The following is a 15,403-nucleotide window of genomic DNA, read 5'->3' on the forward strand; positions in this document are numbered from 1 at the left end:
CGACCGTCGCGGTGACGCCGATGCGAAGCGCACCAGTGCCGCCCTTCGGCTTGCTCCCGTTCGGCCTTGCGGGCCTTCTCGAGGGTGCAATCCGGCCAGCTCGTCGAGCTCACCGTCGGGATCTTCCCGCAGCTCCTGCCTCTCCTTCTCGATCAGGGCTTTCTGGCTGTCCTTCTGGCTACTGACCGACACGTACTCGCCCAGGGCCATCGAGACGGATCCGCCCACGACCGCTGTGGTGCCGGCGACCAGGACCGGCGCGAGGGTGTTCGTCACGCCGGCGACTCCGATCACCGTGGCCGCTGTGGACACGATCCCGTCGTTGGCTCCCGCCACGGCAGCCCGCAGCCGGTTCAACCGTGCCGCAACACCACTGTCATGGGGCTCGACCAGACCCTGTTCATCCGTCATGGAAGCAGTCAACACCCGACGTCCGGCTCCAGCCACGCAGGAACGGCTCACCTGAGACCGGCACCGCAGCAGCCGGCGTGCCTTGACCCTCCGGAACGGGCTGTCGGGCAGTCATGCCTCAGGAGGTTTCGCCGGCAGTTCTACCCGCGCACACCACTCCGTCCCTGGCTGGAGTGTCCGCTTCCTCATCAGGCAGGTCGACGCTGCCGAGAGTTGACGGGCGCAGCGATAGGTTTCGCCGTCTGGAGTGGTCGTCATCCGTGGGGGTATCAGCCCCGCGTGTGTGGTGGCAGAACGGGTCACCTTCACCGGGGGGGGTGAAGGTGACCCGTTCCTCCTTCGCACGCGTCAGGCGAAAGTGGCGGCGTCGATGACGAAGCGGTAGCGGACGTCAGAGTTCAGCACACGCTCGTAGGCGTCGTTGATCCCGTCGGCGCCGATGAGCTCCGTCTCGGGGTGAATGCCGTGCTCAGCGCAGAAGTCGAGCATCTCCTGCGTCTCGCGGATTCCGCCGATCATCGAACCTGCCCAGCTGCGGCGGCCCGGGATCAGGGCGAACGCGGGGACACCGAGGGGCTCGGAAGGAGCGCCCACGTTCACGAGGGTCCCGTCGACCTTGAGGAGGCCGAGGTAGGCACCCATGTCCACCTTCGCCGAGACCGTATTGATGATCAGGTCGAACGAGTTGGCGAGCTCCGTGAAGGTCTCCGGCTCCTTCGTGGCGTAGTGGGCCTTCGCGCCGAACCGCAGGGAGTCCACTTTCTTTGAGGTCGTCTGCGAGAGCACCGTGACCTCGGCGCCGAGGGCAGCGGCGATCTTCACGCCCATGTGGCCGAGACCGCCGAGGCCCACGATGGCCACCTTCGTGTCCGGGCCTGCCTTCCAGTGGTGCAGCGGCGAATAAAGGGTGATCCCGGCGCAGAGCAGTGGGGCCACCTTCTCGAAGTCGAGGCTCTCGGGGACGCGGAGCACGAAGTCCTCGGTGACGACGACGGCCTGCGAGTAGCCGCCCTGGGTGATGGTGCCGTCGGCGGGATCGACGCCGCCGTACGTCTGGATGTTGCCCTTGCTGCAGTACTGCTCGTCGCCGCGGACGCAGTATTCGCACTCGCCACAGGAGTTGACCATGCAGCCCACGCCGACGCGGTCGCCGACCTTGTGTTTGGTGACCTCGGAGCCGATCTCGCTCACGGTGCCGACGATCTCATGGCCGACGACCTGGGGGTACTGGATCTCGCCCCACTCACCGCGCACGGTGTGGATGTCGGAATGGCAGACGCCGGAGTAGGCGATGTCGATCAGGACGTCCTTGGGGCCGACGTCGCGGCGCTCGATGGTGGTCCTGATCAGTGGTTCGGTGGCGGACGGTGCCGCGACGGCGTTGACGGTGCGCATGATTCTCCTTGAAAACGGCGGGGTGTGGGCAGGCTGTGGGCGTATAGATGAGGCATCAGTGCGTCTTCACGACAGCTGGCGTGTTGGTGTCGGTCGATGGTGACCGCGGCCTCGAGGTACGCAGGATGCGGGGTGGACGCTGTCGACGCCGGGTGACCGCCAGCGCATCGTCCGAGCGCCCCACGATCGGCACCTCTTCGACAGTGCCTGATAAGCCATCCCTGCGTAGTAGCCGGTCTGTTCGTCGTAGCGGATTCGTCGGCGATCGATGCTCGACAGTCGATCTTACCGAATCCAGCGCTACTGATTGCGCGCGCCGCCATCGTCGAGTGGCTTGAGAAGCTCAACGGCACGCCACAAGCATGCAGGAGGAGGTGAGCGGGAGCTGCTTCGGAGTCCGCTGGCCGAACGGCCCGTGCTCACCGAGGGCGTTCAGGCCCGCCAGCAGGTTCTTGACCTGCGACAGGCACTCCTTCCTCACGGCCGCACCCTCCTGGATCCGGTCGGCACGGCTCATCGAGGACAAGACCCCTGATCCTGCTTCTTCGCGTCCAGCGGCTGCCGGCCCCGGTGCCTCCAGCCGGCCGGCACGGCACACGGGTCGACGCCGGAGGAGGACCGCGCCGGACCTTCTCACGATGCACCTGCGCCGCGGATAGGTGATCGTCACGAATCGTTCACGCAGCGCGCCAAGACCTGAAACGCGGCCTCACTAGCCTCGGGGAAACGCTCGAACACCATCCCTGGAGGACTCCGTGAGCATCGACGAGGCAGCATCCCCCACCCTTGCCCCACCACCATCGGGCGTCACCGCGCTGACCCATCGCCCCGGCCGCTGGATCGACGGCTGGGATGCCGAGGACACCGCGCAGTGGAACGGCGTCGGCAGGTCCATCGCGAGACGCAACCTGCAGTGGTCCATCGCCTGCGAGTTCCTCGGTTTCGTGGTCTGGCAGCTCTGGTCCATCGTCGTCGTCTACCTGCCGGCGGCGGGCTTCACCTTCACGACGTCGCAGATCTTCTGGCTGATCTCCATGCCGTCCCTCGTCGGTGCGACGCTGCGCATCCCCTACACCTTCATGGTGCCGAGATTCGGCGGACGCAACTGGACCATCATCTCGGCCCTGCTCCTGCTCATCCCGGCCGTCGGACTGGCCCTGTGCGTCTCGAACCCGGAGACGCCGTTCGGCGTGATGCTCGCCGTCGCTGCCCTCGCCGGTCTCGGTGGCGGCAACTTCGCCAGTTCGATGGCGAACATCACCTTCTTCTACCCTGCCCGCGAGAAGGGCTGGGCGCTCGGGCTGAATGCCGCGGGCGGCAACCTCGGTGCCGCCGTCGCGCAGTTCATGGTGCCGGTCGTGATCGGCCTCGGAGCGGCCTTCTCCCTGGGCATCCCCCTCGCCGGGTGGGTCTGGGTCCCGCTGATCCTGGTCGCCGCGTTCGGCGCCTGGAAGTACATGGACAACCTGTCGAACGCCAGGAGCGACCTCGCCGGATCCTTCGCGGCGGTCCGCGAGCCGCACCTCTGGATCATGGCGCTCCTCTACATCGGGACGTTCGGCTCGTTCATCGGCTTCGCGGGCGTCTTCCCGAAGCTGATTGCCGATTCCTTCCCGGCCTTCAGGACGATCGACATGCTGGGGATCAGCCTCACCCTGGCCTTCCTGGGCCCACTGGTCGGCTCGCTCGCCCGGCCGTTCGGGGGGCGTCTGGCGGACCGCTTCGGCGGTGCGATCATCACGGTGTGCGCCTTCGCCGTGATGGCGGCCATCGCCCTCACCGTGGTCTGGACGCTGCCCCTGGGCAACTTCTGGCTCTTCCTCGGGCTCTTCCTGGTCCTCTTCACGGCGGCCGGCGCCGGCAACGGTGCCACGTACCGGATGATCCCGATCATCTTCGCCCGGCGCGGCGCCGTGGGAGAGGCGGGTGAGGTCCGCGAGTCGGTCAGTACCGCCCGGAAGTCAGCCGCGGCCCTCGGCCTCATCTCCGCAGTCGGTGCCTACGGCGGGTTCCTGATCCCCCAGGTGCTCAACGCGTCGAACAGTGCCACCGGCAGCTATGACAACGCCTTCTACGGCTTCGTGGCCGGCTACGTCCTGATGCTCGCCGTCACCTGGTTCTTCTACCTCCGCCGCTCGTCCACGGTCGGCAAGGTCTGATCCATGCCGGCCCAGGTGGGAACCGCGACGCACTGCCCCTACTGCGCACTCCAGTGCGCCATGACGGTCACGGCGGGCGCCGGGAGCGTCCGCGGGGACACCGGACGGCACGACGACGCCACGATCGCGGGCCGCGACTTCCCCACCAACCGCGGCGGCCTGTGCCGGAAGGGGTGGTCGGCCGCCGACCTCCTCCGCCACCCGGACCGGCTCACCGCTCCCCTGCTGCGTGGACCGGACGGCGTGCTCCGGGAATCGACGTGGGACACTGTGCTCCCCCTCATCTCTCAACGCGTCCGGAGCATCCAGGCCGAGCACGGTCAGGATGCCGTCGCGGTCTTCGGCGGCGGCGGGCTCACCAACGAGAAGGCGTACACCCTCGGCAAGTTCGCTCGGCTGGCCCTGCGCACCTCGAGGATCGACTACAACGGCCGGTTCTGCATGTCCTCCGCGGCAGCCGCCGGGAAACGTGCCTTCGGCGTCGACCGCGGCCTGCCGTTCCCCCTGGCCGACCTCGACGACGCGTCGGTGGTGCTGCTGCTCGGATCCAATGCGGCGGACACCATGCCGCCCTTCATCCAGCACCTCCGCGGCGCGCAGGCGGCGGGCGGACTGATCGTCGTCGACCCCCGCCGGTCCGCCACCGCACGCCTGACCGGACAGGGGCAGGGCCTCCACCTCCAGCCCACCCCGGGGACGGACCTCGCGCTCCTGCTCGGGCTCGCGCACGTCGTCGTCGCCGAGGGTCTCGAGGACCGCGCCTTCCTCGCGTCCCGGACGCGGGGGTACGAGGACGCCGCCCGGGAACTGGCGCGCTGGTGGCCCGAGCGCGTCCAGGCCGTCACCGGCGTCCCGGCCCCGCTGATCCGCGCGACGGCGAGGCTCCTCGCCCGCGGCGCCCGCAGCGGGACGGCCGGCGGACCCGGTGCGTACATCCTCACGGGGCGCGGCATCGAGCAGCACGCCGACGGCACGGACACCACCACGGCCGCGATCAACCTGGCACTGCTCCTCGGCCTGCCCGGCACCGCGGGAAACGGGTACGGCACCCTGACGGGCCAGGGCAACGGGCAGGGCGGCCGCGAGCACGGACAGAAGGCGGACCAGCTGCCGGGCTACCGCGGGATCACCGACCCCGCGGCCCGCGCGCACGTGGCATCCGTGTGGGGCGTGCCCGAGGTCGCCATCCCCGGACCGGGACTTCCCGCCGTCGAGCTGCTCGCCTCGCTGGGGCGACCCGACGGCACGCGCTGCCTCTTCGTCCACGGAGCCAACGTGGCGGTCTCGGCACCCGACGCCTCCGCGGTCATCGCGGGCCTGGAGTCCCTGGACCTGCTGGTCGTCTCGGACTTCTTCCTCTCCGAGACCGCTGCCCTCGCCGACGTCGTGCTCCCGGTGCTGCAGTGGGCCGAGGAGGAGGGCACCGTGACGAACCTCGAGGGACGCGTCCTCCGCCGCCGCGCCGCCGTCACGCCACCTGCCGGCGCCCGGAGCGAGCTGTGGATCATGCAGGAACTCGCGCGCCTGCTGGAGGCCCCCTCGGTGTTCAGCGAGGACCCGGAGACCATGTTCGACGAGCTGGCGCGCGCGAGTGCCGGCGGCCCTGCCGACTACTCCGGCCTCGACTACGCCGTGCTCGACGGCGGCTCCCCCGCCTACTGGCCCTATCCGACCGGCAGCACCGGCACGCCCCGGCTCTTTCTCGACACCTTCGCCCACTCCGACGGCCGGGCCGTCCTCGTCCCCGTCACCCCGCGCGCCGACAGTGCGGCGGCCCGCATCCCGGCGCCCCTGCTCCTCGCGACGGGCCGCCTGCTCGAGCACTACCAGTCGGGTACGCAGACGCGCCGCGTGCCCGAGCTGCTCGCCGCCCGGCCAGGGCCCCGCCTTGACCTGCACCCCGCCACGGCGCAGGGGCTCGGGATCGGCCAGGGAGACCCCGTCGTCATCACCAGCGCGCACGGCGAGGCGCAGGCCACCGCCCACCTGACCCCGGACCTCCGCCAGGACACGGTGTTCCTCGCCTTCCACTTCGCCGGCGCCGGGAACGCGAACCTCCTGACGGGCGGGCCGACCGACCCGGTCTCGGGCATGCCGGAGTTCAAGACGACGCCGGTGCGGGTGACCTGCCGCACCGCGCGCACCCGGAGGGACGGTCAGGCACAGGAGGTGTACGCATGACGGCCACGGGCGGATTCGCCGCCGAGCGGATCGTGATCGTGGGCTTCGGGCCCGTCGCCGCACGCCTCCTCGAACACCTCGAACACCTCGTCACCACGGGCGCCGTCGCGGTGACCGTGATCGGCCAGGAGCCGGAGCCGGCGTACAACCGCGTCCTGGTCGCGGATGTCGCCGTCGGCCGCACCCGGGAGGCTGCCATCCGGCTCGCGGACGCCTCGGCGCTGGCCGCCCTCGGCGTCGACGTCCGGCTTGGTGCGCGCGTCACCCGGGTGGACCGGCCGTTCCGGCGGGTGCTGCTCGACGACGGTGGGAGCGTCGACTACGACCGCCTGGTCCTCGCGACCGGCTCGCGCCCCGTCCTCCCCCGGCTCGCCGGGATCGACGACGCTCTGCTGCCTGCCGGTGTCAGCTTCCTCCGGGATCTCGCCGACGCGCGGGCGCTCTCCTCGGCCATGGCCGCGGACCGGCGCATCGTGGTCCTCGGCGGCGGGATCCTCGGCATCGAGGCCGCCCTCGCCGCCGCCGAGGAGGGAGCACGCGTCACGCTCGTCCACTCCGGCCGCGCTCCGCTGGAACGCCATCTCGGCGACGGCGCCCGGGTCCTCGGAGCGGCGCTCGCCCGGACCGGTATCACCGTGACGGGCGGTGCCTCGACGGGGATCACCCTGACGGACGGGCGTTTCTCGGGCCTCACCCTCGAGGGCGGCCTGCAGGTCGAGGGCGGGGCGCTGGTGATCGCCTGCGGTGTCCGTCCGCGGACCGAGCTCGCGGACGGCTGCGACCTCAACACCGCCGCCGGCATCCTCGTGGACCACGACCTCCGCGCGCTCGACACCCGGGACATCTGGGCCATCGGCGACTGCGCCGAGGTGCGCTGCTGGGATCCCTCCTGCGCGGGGTGCTCCGGAACCACCGTGCCGCAGGGGCTGATCGGGCCGGGCTGGCAGCAGGCGGACCAGCTCGGGGCGGCCTTCACCGCCGAGCTCACCGGCGCCCTCCCGTCCGCCGCCGCCGGGCCGCCCGATCGGCGGGACCCCCTCCTGCTCCTCAAGGCCCGCGGTGTCGACGCCGTGACCGCCGGGGAGACCGACGCCGATCCCTGGTCCACGGAGCCCGGCCTCGACGTCGCCGTGTGGACCGACACGGGCCACGGCCGCTACGCGAAGATGGTGACGCGCGACGGCGTCCTCACGGGACTGGTCTGCGTGGGAATGCCGCGGACCGGCGCCGAACTGGTGCTGCTCTTCGAGCGGGGCAGCGAACTACCGGCCGACCGCTCGAGCCTCCTGCGCCTCGACGGTGTGGAGGGAGGGGCACCGGCCCTCCGTCCGGGACCGGAGGCGACGCTGTGCCGGTGCGCCGGCATCACGCGGGGCGCGGTGGAGGCCTCCGTCCGCGCAGGCTGCACGACGGTGCAGGAGGTGTCCGCGGGGACCCGTGCCGGCACCGGGTGCGGAGGCTGCCACGAGGACATCCGGGCGGCGATCGAGCAGCACTACGCGGCGGCGGTGGCCCCGTGAGCGGGGAACGGGCGCTCAGACGTGCAGCCGGTACCCCCGCTTGACCACGGTCTCGACGAGGTGCGGGTCGGGCAGCGACTTCCGCAGGCGGTTCACGTTCATGTCCAGTGCGTGCCCCGCCCCGGTGTGCGCGAGCAGGGAGGTGAGCGCGTCCCGGCTCAGCACCGCGCCGCGGGCGGAGAGCAGCGCCTTGAACAGCACCAGCTGCGCGGGGGCGAGGTCCACCTCGACGTCGTCGACCCGCACGGACCGGCCGCGCACCTCCACGTACCCGGCGCGCGTGCGGAGCTGCTCCACGTGGTGTTCCGCGAGGTGGTCGCACACGAGGCGGATCAGCGCACCCATGCGGAAGCGCTCCGGAACGATCGGCTCGATCCCCGCATCGAGCAGGGGCTGCGCGGTGACCGGTCCCACGGCGGCGGCGAGGACGCTCCGCCGGAAGCGCCGGATCAGTTCCTCCTGCAGCCCCTGTTCCGCGGCGGTACTGAACAGCGCGTCGACGGCCGGTGCACTCGTGAACGTCACGCAGTCCAACCGGCCCGCACACACGGCCTCGATGAGGCGGGGCAACCGCTCGGACCCCTCGGGCTTGATCCACCGGTAGGGCGTCACGGTGAGGAGGGCGGCGCCGGCTGCCCGCAGGCGTTCCAGCTGGTGCGCATCCGCGTAGGCGTGCAACTGCACGCCGATCGTCAGCCCGGCGAGGTCCTGCTCCAGCAGCTCGTCCACGAGCGTCGCCGTGGTCTCGTCGGAACTGATGCCGACGTCGTCGAGCCCTGCGGCACGCACCGCGCCCCGGGCCTTCGGGCCGCGGACGTAGATGCGGCCGCTCCCGAGCACGTCCAGGAGATCATCACCGAGGCCCGCGGCGTCCGCGGCCTCGAACCAGCGGCGCATGCCGTACGCCGTCGTGATGAGGAAGAGATCGGGCCGGGCCTCGACCATGGCGGCCGTGTCGGCGAGCAGGTCGACGTCCTCGGCGATGGGCGCGATCTTCAGCGCAGGGGCGTGGAACACGGAGGCACCCCGCCGTTCCAGGGCGTCGATGAGGTCGCCGGAGCGTCGGTCGGACGTGACGCCGATCCGGAACCCGGCGAGCTGTCCGCCGGACGTGTCGACGCGGAGGGTCTCGGTCATGAGGCCAGCGATTCCGTGAGGCGGGCCAGATGCGTCGCTCCACCCTGCAGCTCCAGACCCACGCGCACCACCTCACCGATCACGAGCACCGCCGGCGACTGGCAGCGTGCGGCGCCCGCTGCGGTCACGATGGTGGCGAGCGTCCCCGCCGTCGTCCGCTGCGACGCGCTGTAGCCGCGCTCGACGACGGCGACCGGCATGCCAGGCCGCATCCCGGCGCGGCCGAGGCCCGCGACCAGCTGGGGCAGCGTCGAGACGCCCATGAGGACCACGATGGTCCCGCCGAGTCCGGCGAGGTGCAGGTGCTCCTCCTCGGAGAGGGGCGCGTGGCCCGAGACCACCGTGAACAGGTGGCTGACGCCCCGGTGCGTGACCGGGATGCCCGCCGCGGCCGGCACGGAGATCGCGGAGCTGACGCCGGGGACCACCCGGCACGGGACGCGCGCCTCCAGGCAGGCCGCGAGCTCCTCGCTGCCGCGCCCGAAGACGAACGGGTCCCCGCCCTTCAGCCGCACCACGTGCCGCCCCTCCCGCGCGTACCGGACGAGCAGGTCGTTGATGCCGGACTGCGGGACGCGGTGGTGCCCCGGCAGCTTGCCGACGTCGATCAGCTCCGCGGCCGGGGCGAGGACGGCGAGGTCCTCGGTGGGTGCCAGCCTGTCGTACAGCACGACGTCGGCCTCGCGGAGGGCGGCCGCGGCGTCGAGCGTGAGCAGGCCGAGCGCTCCCGGGCCGCCGCCGATCAGTGTCACGTGGCCGGGTCCCACGGCTGCGGCCTCCTCCCGGACGACCAGGACACCGGCGTCCCGGCAGCGTTCACGCAGATCCCCGGCGACGACGGTCCGGTCCGTGGCTGCCGGCCCCGATCCGGCAGCCACGGCCGGAACGTCCGCGGCAGGGGGCGCGAATCCGCCGCCATGCGCGCTCTCGACGAGGACGACGAGGCGCGCGCCCGCCAGGGCGCCGGGATGGAGCGCCGCGGCGCCGCTCACGCGCTCGACGTCGGCCCCGGCAGCGCGATACCGCGCGAGGACCCTGCGCGAGGCCTGCTCGGCCCCGACGACCACGATGCGCTGCCCTGCCAGATCGACCTCGAGCTGCATGGTCAGCCTTCCGTTCGTGGGGTGGCGCCGGCCCCGGCGCGCACGGGGATCGCGGAGCCGAGATCGGTCCGGCGTGCCCGGGCCTCGAGTTCCGCCTCCGTGGCCGGGCGTCTCTGTCCACGTTCCTCGACGAGGACGATCGACTGGTCCGCGGCGTCCGGCGCGTTGACGAAGGACCGGAAGCGGCGGAGCCGGTCCGGGTCCCTGAGCGTCGCGGCCCACTCGTCCTCGTAGTGCTCCACGTGCCGGGACATGGCCGCCTCCAGGTCCTCGCCGATGCCGAGGGAATCCTCGACGACGACGCTGCGCACGTGGTCGAGACCGCCGTCGAGGTCGTCCATCCAGCGGGCGGTGCGCTGCATCCGGTCCGCCGTGCGGATGTAGTACATGAGGTAGCGGTCGATGTACCGGATCAGGGTCTCCCCGTCGAGGTCCTGGGCGAGGAGCTGTGCGTGGGCGGGCTGGAACCCGCCGTTGCCGCCCACGTAGAGGTTCCAGCCCTGGTCCGTGGCGATCACGCCGACGTCCTTGCTGCGGGCCTCGGCGCATTCGCGGGCGCACCCCGAGACGCCCATCTTGAACTTGTGCGGCGCGCGCAGCCCGCGGTACCGCAGTTCGAGGTCGATCGCCATGGCCACCGAGTCCTGGACGCCGAACCGGCACCAGGTGGACCCGACGCAGGACTTCACGTTCCGCAGCGCCTTGCCGTAGGCCTGGCCGGACTCGAACCCGGCCTCGACGAGGATCTTCCAGATCTCCGGCAGCTGCTCGAGGCGCGCGCCGAAGAGGTCGATGCGCAGCGCGCCCGTCAGCTTCACGTACAGGCCGAACTGCTCCGCCACCTGCGCGATCACCGCGAGTTTCTGCGGGGTGATCTCGCCTCCCGGGATGCGCGGCACCACGGAGTAGGTGCCGTTGCGCTGCATGTTCGCCAGCGCCCGGTCGTTGGTGTCCTGCAGCGTGCCGCGGCCGCCGTCGAGCACGTACTCGCCACGCTGGGTCGCGAGGATGGACCCGATGGCCGGCTTGCAGATGTCGCAGCCGTGACCGGCTCTCGCCTCGTCGGTGGTGCCGAAACGCCGGATGATGTCGGTGAAGGAGCTGAGGTCGAGCGCCTGGATGGCCTCGAACAGCTCGGGACGGGACATCCCGAAGTGCTCGCACAGCCCCCGGGAGACCGTGCGCCCCGCCTTCGTGAGTTCACCGTCGAGGAGCTTCTTGAGCATCGGGACGCAGGAGCCGCACTGCGTCCCGGCCCGCGAGCAGGCCTTGAGTGACGGCAGGTCGAGAGCGGGCTCCACCGCCGAGCCGTCCTCCGCCGTCCCATGGACCGCCGAGCGGCAGGCCCCTGCCGTCACGTTGTTGCAGGAGCAGAGCACGACGTCGTCCGGCAGCTCGGACTGCGGGGCCTCGCTGCCGCTCGCGGAGGAGAGGTACGCGCCGGGTTCGGCGGGGAGTTCACGGCCGAGGAGCGGCCGGAGCGCCGAGTAGGGGGTGGCGTCGCCGACGAAGATCCCGCCGAGCAGGATCTTCGCGTCGTCGGTGACCACGAGCTTCTGGTAGAGCCCGCGTGCGGGGTCTGCGTAGACGATCTCGAGGCTGCCCTCGGTGTCGGCGAGCGCATCCCCGAAGCTCGCCACCTCCACGCCGGAGAGTTTGAGCTTGGTCGCCGTGTCGAAGCCGGCGAAGCTCGAGACCCCGCCGAGGATCCCGTCGGCGCAGACCTCGGCCATGGCGTTCGCCGGCGCCACCAGCCCCATGCTGACGCCACCGTAGCTGGCCACCTCGCCGATCGCCCAGACGCCCGGCACCGACGTCTCGCAGGACGCGCTGATGATCACGCCACCGCGCGGTGCGGTCGCCAGGCCTGCATCGCGGGCCAGCTCGTCCCGGGGGCGGATGCCGACGGCGAAGACCACCAGATCCGCGGGGAGCACCGCCCCGTCGCTGAGGCCCACGGCCGTGACCCGGCCGTCGTCGTCCCTGTCGATCGAGGTCGGAGCGCCGCCGCAGTGGAGGCCGAGCCCCTTGGCGGCGATGAGGCGGCCGAGGGCCTGGCCGCCGCCCTGGTCGAGTTGTGCGTTCATGAGCCAGCCGGCGCGGTTCACCACCGTGGCGTCGGCGCCGAGGACCTGCAGCCCGCCCGCGGCCTCGAGCCCGAGGAGCCCGCCGCCCACCACGACGGCGCGCGGCGGCCGCCCGAGGTCCTCCGCGAGCCGGGCCGTCTCTGTCCGCAGCCACTGCACGTCGTCGAGCGTGCGGTAGACGGCAGCGTGCTCGCCGTTGGGCAGCGACAAGCGTACGGCGTCGGAGCCGGTGGCGAGGACGGCGTCGTCGTACGCGTAGACCGTCCCGGACGCGCCGATGACACAGCGTGCCGCCGGGTCGAGCCGCACGGCGCGCTCACCGGTGACGAGGCGGATGGTGGGTTCCCGCCACATGAGGGGTTCACCGAGGGTGAGATCGACGTCGCCCGTGAGCGCCGAGCTCAGCGCCACGCGATCGTAGGGCGCGTGCTCCTCCTCGGTCAGGACGGTGATGTGCAGGCCGTCCGTGCCGCGCCGCCAGAGCGCCTCGACGAAGCGGTGGGCCGCCGGGCCGCCGCCGACGACGACGATGCGGCGCTCCGCTCCTCGCGGGGAGTCCCCGGCGGGCCGTGGTGATCGCGTCTCGCTCATGGGTGCCTTCCGTCCGGACCTGGTGTCCCGTTCCTTGGCTCCCACAGTACGAACGGGCAATTTCTCCCGTGTGTCACCGATGTGTCGCAACGTTAACTTCCGGCTCACGCGGTAGCCCGGCCGCGGTGAGCCCGAAGTTACCCGCGTGCAACAGCGGCGGGACGAGCCCGACACGCGGGGTGCCTAGCGTGGGAGGCAGCCCGACCTCTGCCCGACCTCTGCCCGACAGGAGAACCGACATGACCGAACTCGTCCTGCAGCGTCCCGTGAACGCGGGAACCACGGAGCCCATCTGGCGTCCGGTGTGCCGCCTCGACGACCTCGAGGAGTGCTGGGGCGAGGCCGCCCTGGTGGACGGCGAACAGATTGCCCTGTTCCGGCTGCCCGGCGACAAGCTGCACGCCGTCGGCAACATCGACCCCCGGACCCGCGCGGCCGTGATGGCCCGGGGAATCGTCGGGTCCCGAGGCGCAGCACCCACCATCGCCTCGCCGCTGCACAAGGAGGTGTACGACCTCGCGACCGGCGCCTGCCTCTCGGGCGGCGAGGGCCTCCCGACCTATCCCGTCCGGAGCGTCGACGGCGTCGTCGAGGTCGGCCAGGCCACGTGATGCCGGGCCGGATGCTTGAATGTCACCCATGATCCTCGACGCCGCAGGTCCGCCGGTCCTCATCGCCTGCTCGCACGGGACGGACAATGTGCAGGGGCGCCGCGAGATCGATGCCGTCCGCGCGGGCATCTCCGCCCTCCGACCGGACCTCGACGTCGTCGAGGCCTACGTGGACGTGCAGGAGCCCGACCTCGTGGACGTCATCGCCGCGCTCCCCGAGGGGCGGTCCGCCGTCATCGTCCCCCTGCTCCTCTCGGTCGGCTACCACGTGAAGGTGGACATCGCGCGGGCGGCCGCCGGCAGGCCGGGAACGGTCGCCGCCCTGCCGCTGGGCCCGGATCCTCGCCTGGCCCGGGTCCTGCAGGAGCGGCGCGCCGACGCGGGGGTGCCCGACGATGCCGCCGTGGTCCTCGCTGCCGCCGGATCCTCGGATGCCTGCGCGGCTGAGGACGTGGGCGAGGTGCTCGCGGTCCTCGCCGGCCTCCGGACCGGGCCGGTGAACGCCGGTTTCGGGTCGAAGGCCTCGCCGTCCGTCCCGGCGGCGGTCGCCGCGTTCCGCTCGGCCGGGTGGGAGCGCGTGGCGCTCGCCTCCTACCTCCTGGCTCCCGGATACTTCCACGACCAGCTGGCCCGGGCACAGGCCGACGTCGTCACCGCTCCCCTGCTGCCCAGTCCCCTCGTCGCCGAGCTCGCGGTGGCGCGGTACGACGACGCCGTCGCGCACCTCCCCGGTCCGGTCCGCGCGACGACGCCCTGTCCGCGTCCCTGCCGCGCGCTGGTCTCGACCTGCGTGCGCAGCGAGGCGCTGCAGACCGTCTGACACCGCGGAGCCGTCCGAAGCTCCTCCGGGCACGGGTGCGTCCGAGGAATCACCACCGGCATCAGCCACGCCACCCCGCCCTCCTTCCCGCACCGGCCCCCACCTGACACAGTGTTGGGATGAACCTCGACATCGCCGCGTTCCGTGCGCACTTCCCCGCCCTGCTCACCGACATCGCCTTCTTCGACGGGCCGGGCGGAACGCAGGCCCCCGCCGCCGTGGGAGCGGCGATGGCCGGGGCCATCACCGGGCCGCTGTCCAACCGCGGCTCCGGGGTGCTCTCGGAGACCAACGCCGACGCAGCGGTCGGCGGATTCCGGCAGGCGATGGCCGACCTGCTCGGCGCCCATCCCCGCGGCGTCGTGTACGGGCGGAGCGCCACGCAGCTCGCCTACGACTTCTCCCGCCACCTCGCCAAGTCCTGGGGGCCGGGTGACGAGGTCGTCGTGTCGCGCCTGGACCATGACTCGAACATCCGCCCATGGCTGCAGGCCGCCGAGGCTGTCGGCGCCACCGTGCGGTGGATCGAGTTCGATCCGGGGACCACGGAGATCGACGAAGCATCCGTCGCAGCCACGATCACCGAGCGCACCAGACTCGTGGCGGTCACCGCCGCGTCGAACCTCCTTGGCACCAAACCGCCGTTGCGCCGCATCGCGGATGCCGCGCACGCGGTCGGCGCACTGGTCTATGTCGACGGCGTGCACTACACCGCTCATGCCCCGGTCGACGTGCAGGAGCTGGGAGCCGACTTCTTCGCCTGTTCGCCCTACAAGTTCCTCGGGCCCCACTGCGGTGTCCTGGTGGCCGACCCGGAGCTGCTGGAGTCGCTGCAGCCGGACAAGCTGCTGCCCTCCACGAACGAGGTGCCCGAGCGGTTCGAGTTCGGCACCCTCCCGTACGAGATCATGGCCGGGGTCACGGCCACCGTCGATTTCCTCGCCGCGATCGCGCCGGGCACGGCGACCGGGCGTCGTGCGCGCCTCCTCGCCTCCGCCCAGGTGCTCGACCAGCACGAACTCACGCTGCGACACCGCCTGGAGGCAGGGCTGGCCGATCTCGGCGACCCCGTCACGCTGCACAGCCGAGCCCGGGAACGGACGCCGACGCTGCTGGTGACCTTCCCGGGCCGGTCCTCCGCGGACGCCTACCGGTACCTTGCGGATCAGGACATCCTCGCGCCGGCAGGGTCCTTCTACGCCTACGAGGCCTTCCGCCGGCTGGATCTCGAGGACAGCGCCGCACTGCGCATCGGCGTGGCGCCCTACAACGACGACGACGACGTGGACCGCCTCCTGGCCGCGCTCGGCGGCTTCGTCGCCCGGTAGCCAAAGTCCCGAGGCGGCTCGGGCCATCGTCCATTCCCGTGACCATCGAAGGATCCGACC

11 protein-coding genes and 1 pseudogene are annotated in these 15,403 nt (G+C 71.8%); 6 read left to right on the top strand and 6 right to left on the bottom strand.

Annotated elements, in window-relative coordinates:
- Positions 1 to 72 precede the first annotated feature (72 nt).
- The 3 genes and pseudogenes from FNH21_RS03510 to FNH21_RS03520 form a co-directional block, all read right to left on the bottom strand.
- A pseudogene (locus FNH21_RS03510) lies at positions 73 to 411 on the bottom strand (VIT1/CCC1 transporter family protein); the annotation flags it as partial.
- Positions 412 to 759: 348 nt separating this feature from the next.
- Complete coding sequence (locus FNH21_RS03515; protein ID WP_152812347.1) at positions 760 to 1,806, bottom strand: NAD(P)-dependent alcohol dehydrogenase; 1,047 nt, start codon at positions 1,804 to 1,806, stop codon at positions 760 to 762.
- Positions 1,807 to 2,149: 343 nt separating this feature from the next.
- Positions 2,150 to 2,332 (bottom strand): hypothetical protein, encoded by a 183-nt coding sequence (locus FNH21_RS03520; RefSeq protein ID WP_055768183.1) that lies wholly within the window; start codon positions 2,330 to 2,332, stop codon positions 2,150 to 2,152.
- 229 nt (positions 2,333 to 2,561) lie between these two features.
- Here FNH21_RS03520 and FNH21_RS03525 point away from each other — a divergent pair, with 229 nt between their 5' ends.
- Genes FNH21_RS03525 through FNH21_RS03535 form a run of 3 tightly spaced genes read left to right on the top strand, consistent with a single transcriptional unit; the run spans position 2,562 to position 7,666 of the window.
- The gene (locus FNH21_RS03525) at positions 2,562 to 3,965 is read left to right on the top strand and encodes an MFS transporter (protein WP_191931581.1); all 1,404 of its coding nucleotides are present in this window, start codon (positions 2,562 to 2,564) and stop codon (positions 3,963 to 3,965) included.
- A gap of 3 nt (positions 3,966 to 3,968) precedes the next feature.
- Positions 3,969 to 6,146 (top strand): molybdopterin oxidoreductase family protein, encoded by a 2,178-nt coding sequence (locus FNH21_RS03530; RefSeq protein ID WP_152812351.1) that lies wholly within the window; start codon positions 3,969 to 3,971, stop codon positions 6,144 to 6,146.
- Positions 6,143 to 7,666: an FAD-dependent oxidoreductase gene (locus FNH21_RS03535; RefSeq protein ID WP_152812353.1), complete on the top strand. Its 1,524-nt coding sequence runs from the start codon at positions 6,143 to 6,145 to the stop codon at positions 7,664 to 7,666. The genes FNH21_RS03530 and FNH21_RS03535 overlap by 4 nt, the downstream gene beginning before the upstream one ends.
- A 15-nt stretch (positions 7,667 to 7,681) precedes the next feature.
- Here the strand turns inward: FNH21_RS03535 and FNH21_RS03540 are convergent, their stop codons facing one another.
- From FNH21_RS03540 to nirB, 3 genes are read right to left on the bottom strand one after another with little or no spacing between them, the layout of a single operon-like run.
- Entirely contained in the window at positions 7,682 to 8,803 is a 1,122-nt protein-coding gene (locus FNH21_RS03540; RefSeq protein ID WP_152812355.1) for a uroporphyrinogen-III synthase, read from the bottom strand.
- On the bottom strand, positions 8,800 to 9,906 hold the full coding sequence (gene cobA / locus FNH21_RS03545) for a uroporphyrinogen-III C-methyltransferase (protein WP_152812357.1): 1,107 nt from the start codon (positions 9,904 to 9,906) through the stop codon (positions 8,800 to 8,802). The genes FNH21_RS03540 and cobA overlap by 4 nt, the downstream gene beginning before the upstream one ends.
- Positions 9,907 to 9,908: 2 nt before the next feature.
- The gene (gene nirB / locus FNH21_RS03550; RefSeq protein WP_152812359.1) at positions 9,909 to 12,584 is read right to left on the bottom strand and encodes a nitrite reductase large subunit NirB; all 2,676 of its coding nucleotides are present in this window, start codon (positions 12,582 to 12,584) and stop codon (positions 9,909 to 9,911) included.
- A 239-nt stretch (positions 12,585 to 12,823) separates the two neighbouring features.
- On the opposite strand from nirB, the gene nirD reads away from it, so the two are divergent.
- The 3 genes from nirD (at position 12,824) to FNH21_RS03565 (ending at position 15,343) form a co-directional block, all read left to right on the top strand.
- A complete protein-coding gene (gene nirD, locus FNH21_RS03555) occupies positions 12,824 to 13,195 on the top strand; it encodes a nitrite reductase small subunit NirD (RefSeq protein WP_152812361.1) in 372 nt (123 codons plus the stop codon).
- A 19-nt stretch (positions 13,196 to 13,214) separates the two neighbouring features.
- Complete coding sequence (locus FNH21_RS03560) at positions 13,215 to 14,015, top strand: sirohydrochlorin chelatase (protein WP_241742714.1); 801 nt, start codon at positions 13,215 to 13,217, stop codon at positions 14,013 to 14,015.
- A gap of 119 nt (positions 14,016 to 14,134) precedes the next feature.
- Positions 14,135 to 15,343: a cysteine desulfurase-like protein gene (locus FNH21_RS03565; RefSeq protein WP_152812365.1), complete on the top strand. Its 1,209-nt coding sequence runs from the start codon at positions 14,135 to 14,137 to the stop codon at positions 15,341 to 15,343.
- The last annotated feature ends 60 nt before the right edge of the window (positions 15,344 to 15,403 follow it).

This window comes from Arthrobacter bussei (assembly GCF_009377195.2).
Classification (GTDB): domain Bacteria; phylum Actinomycetota; class Actinomycetes; order Actinomycetales; family Micrococcaceae; genus Arthrobacter_D; species Arthrobacter_D bussei.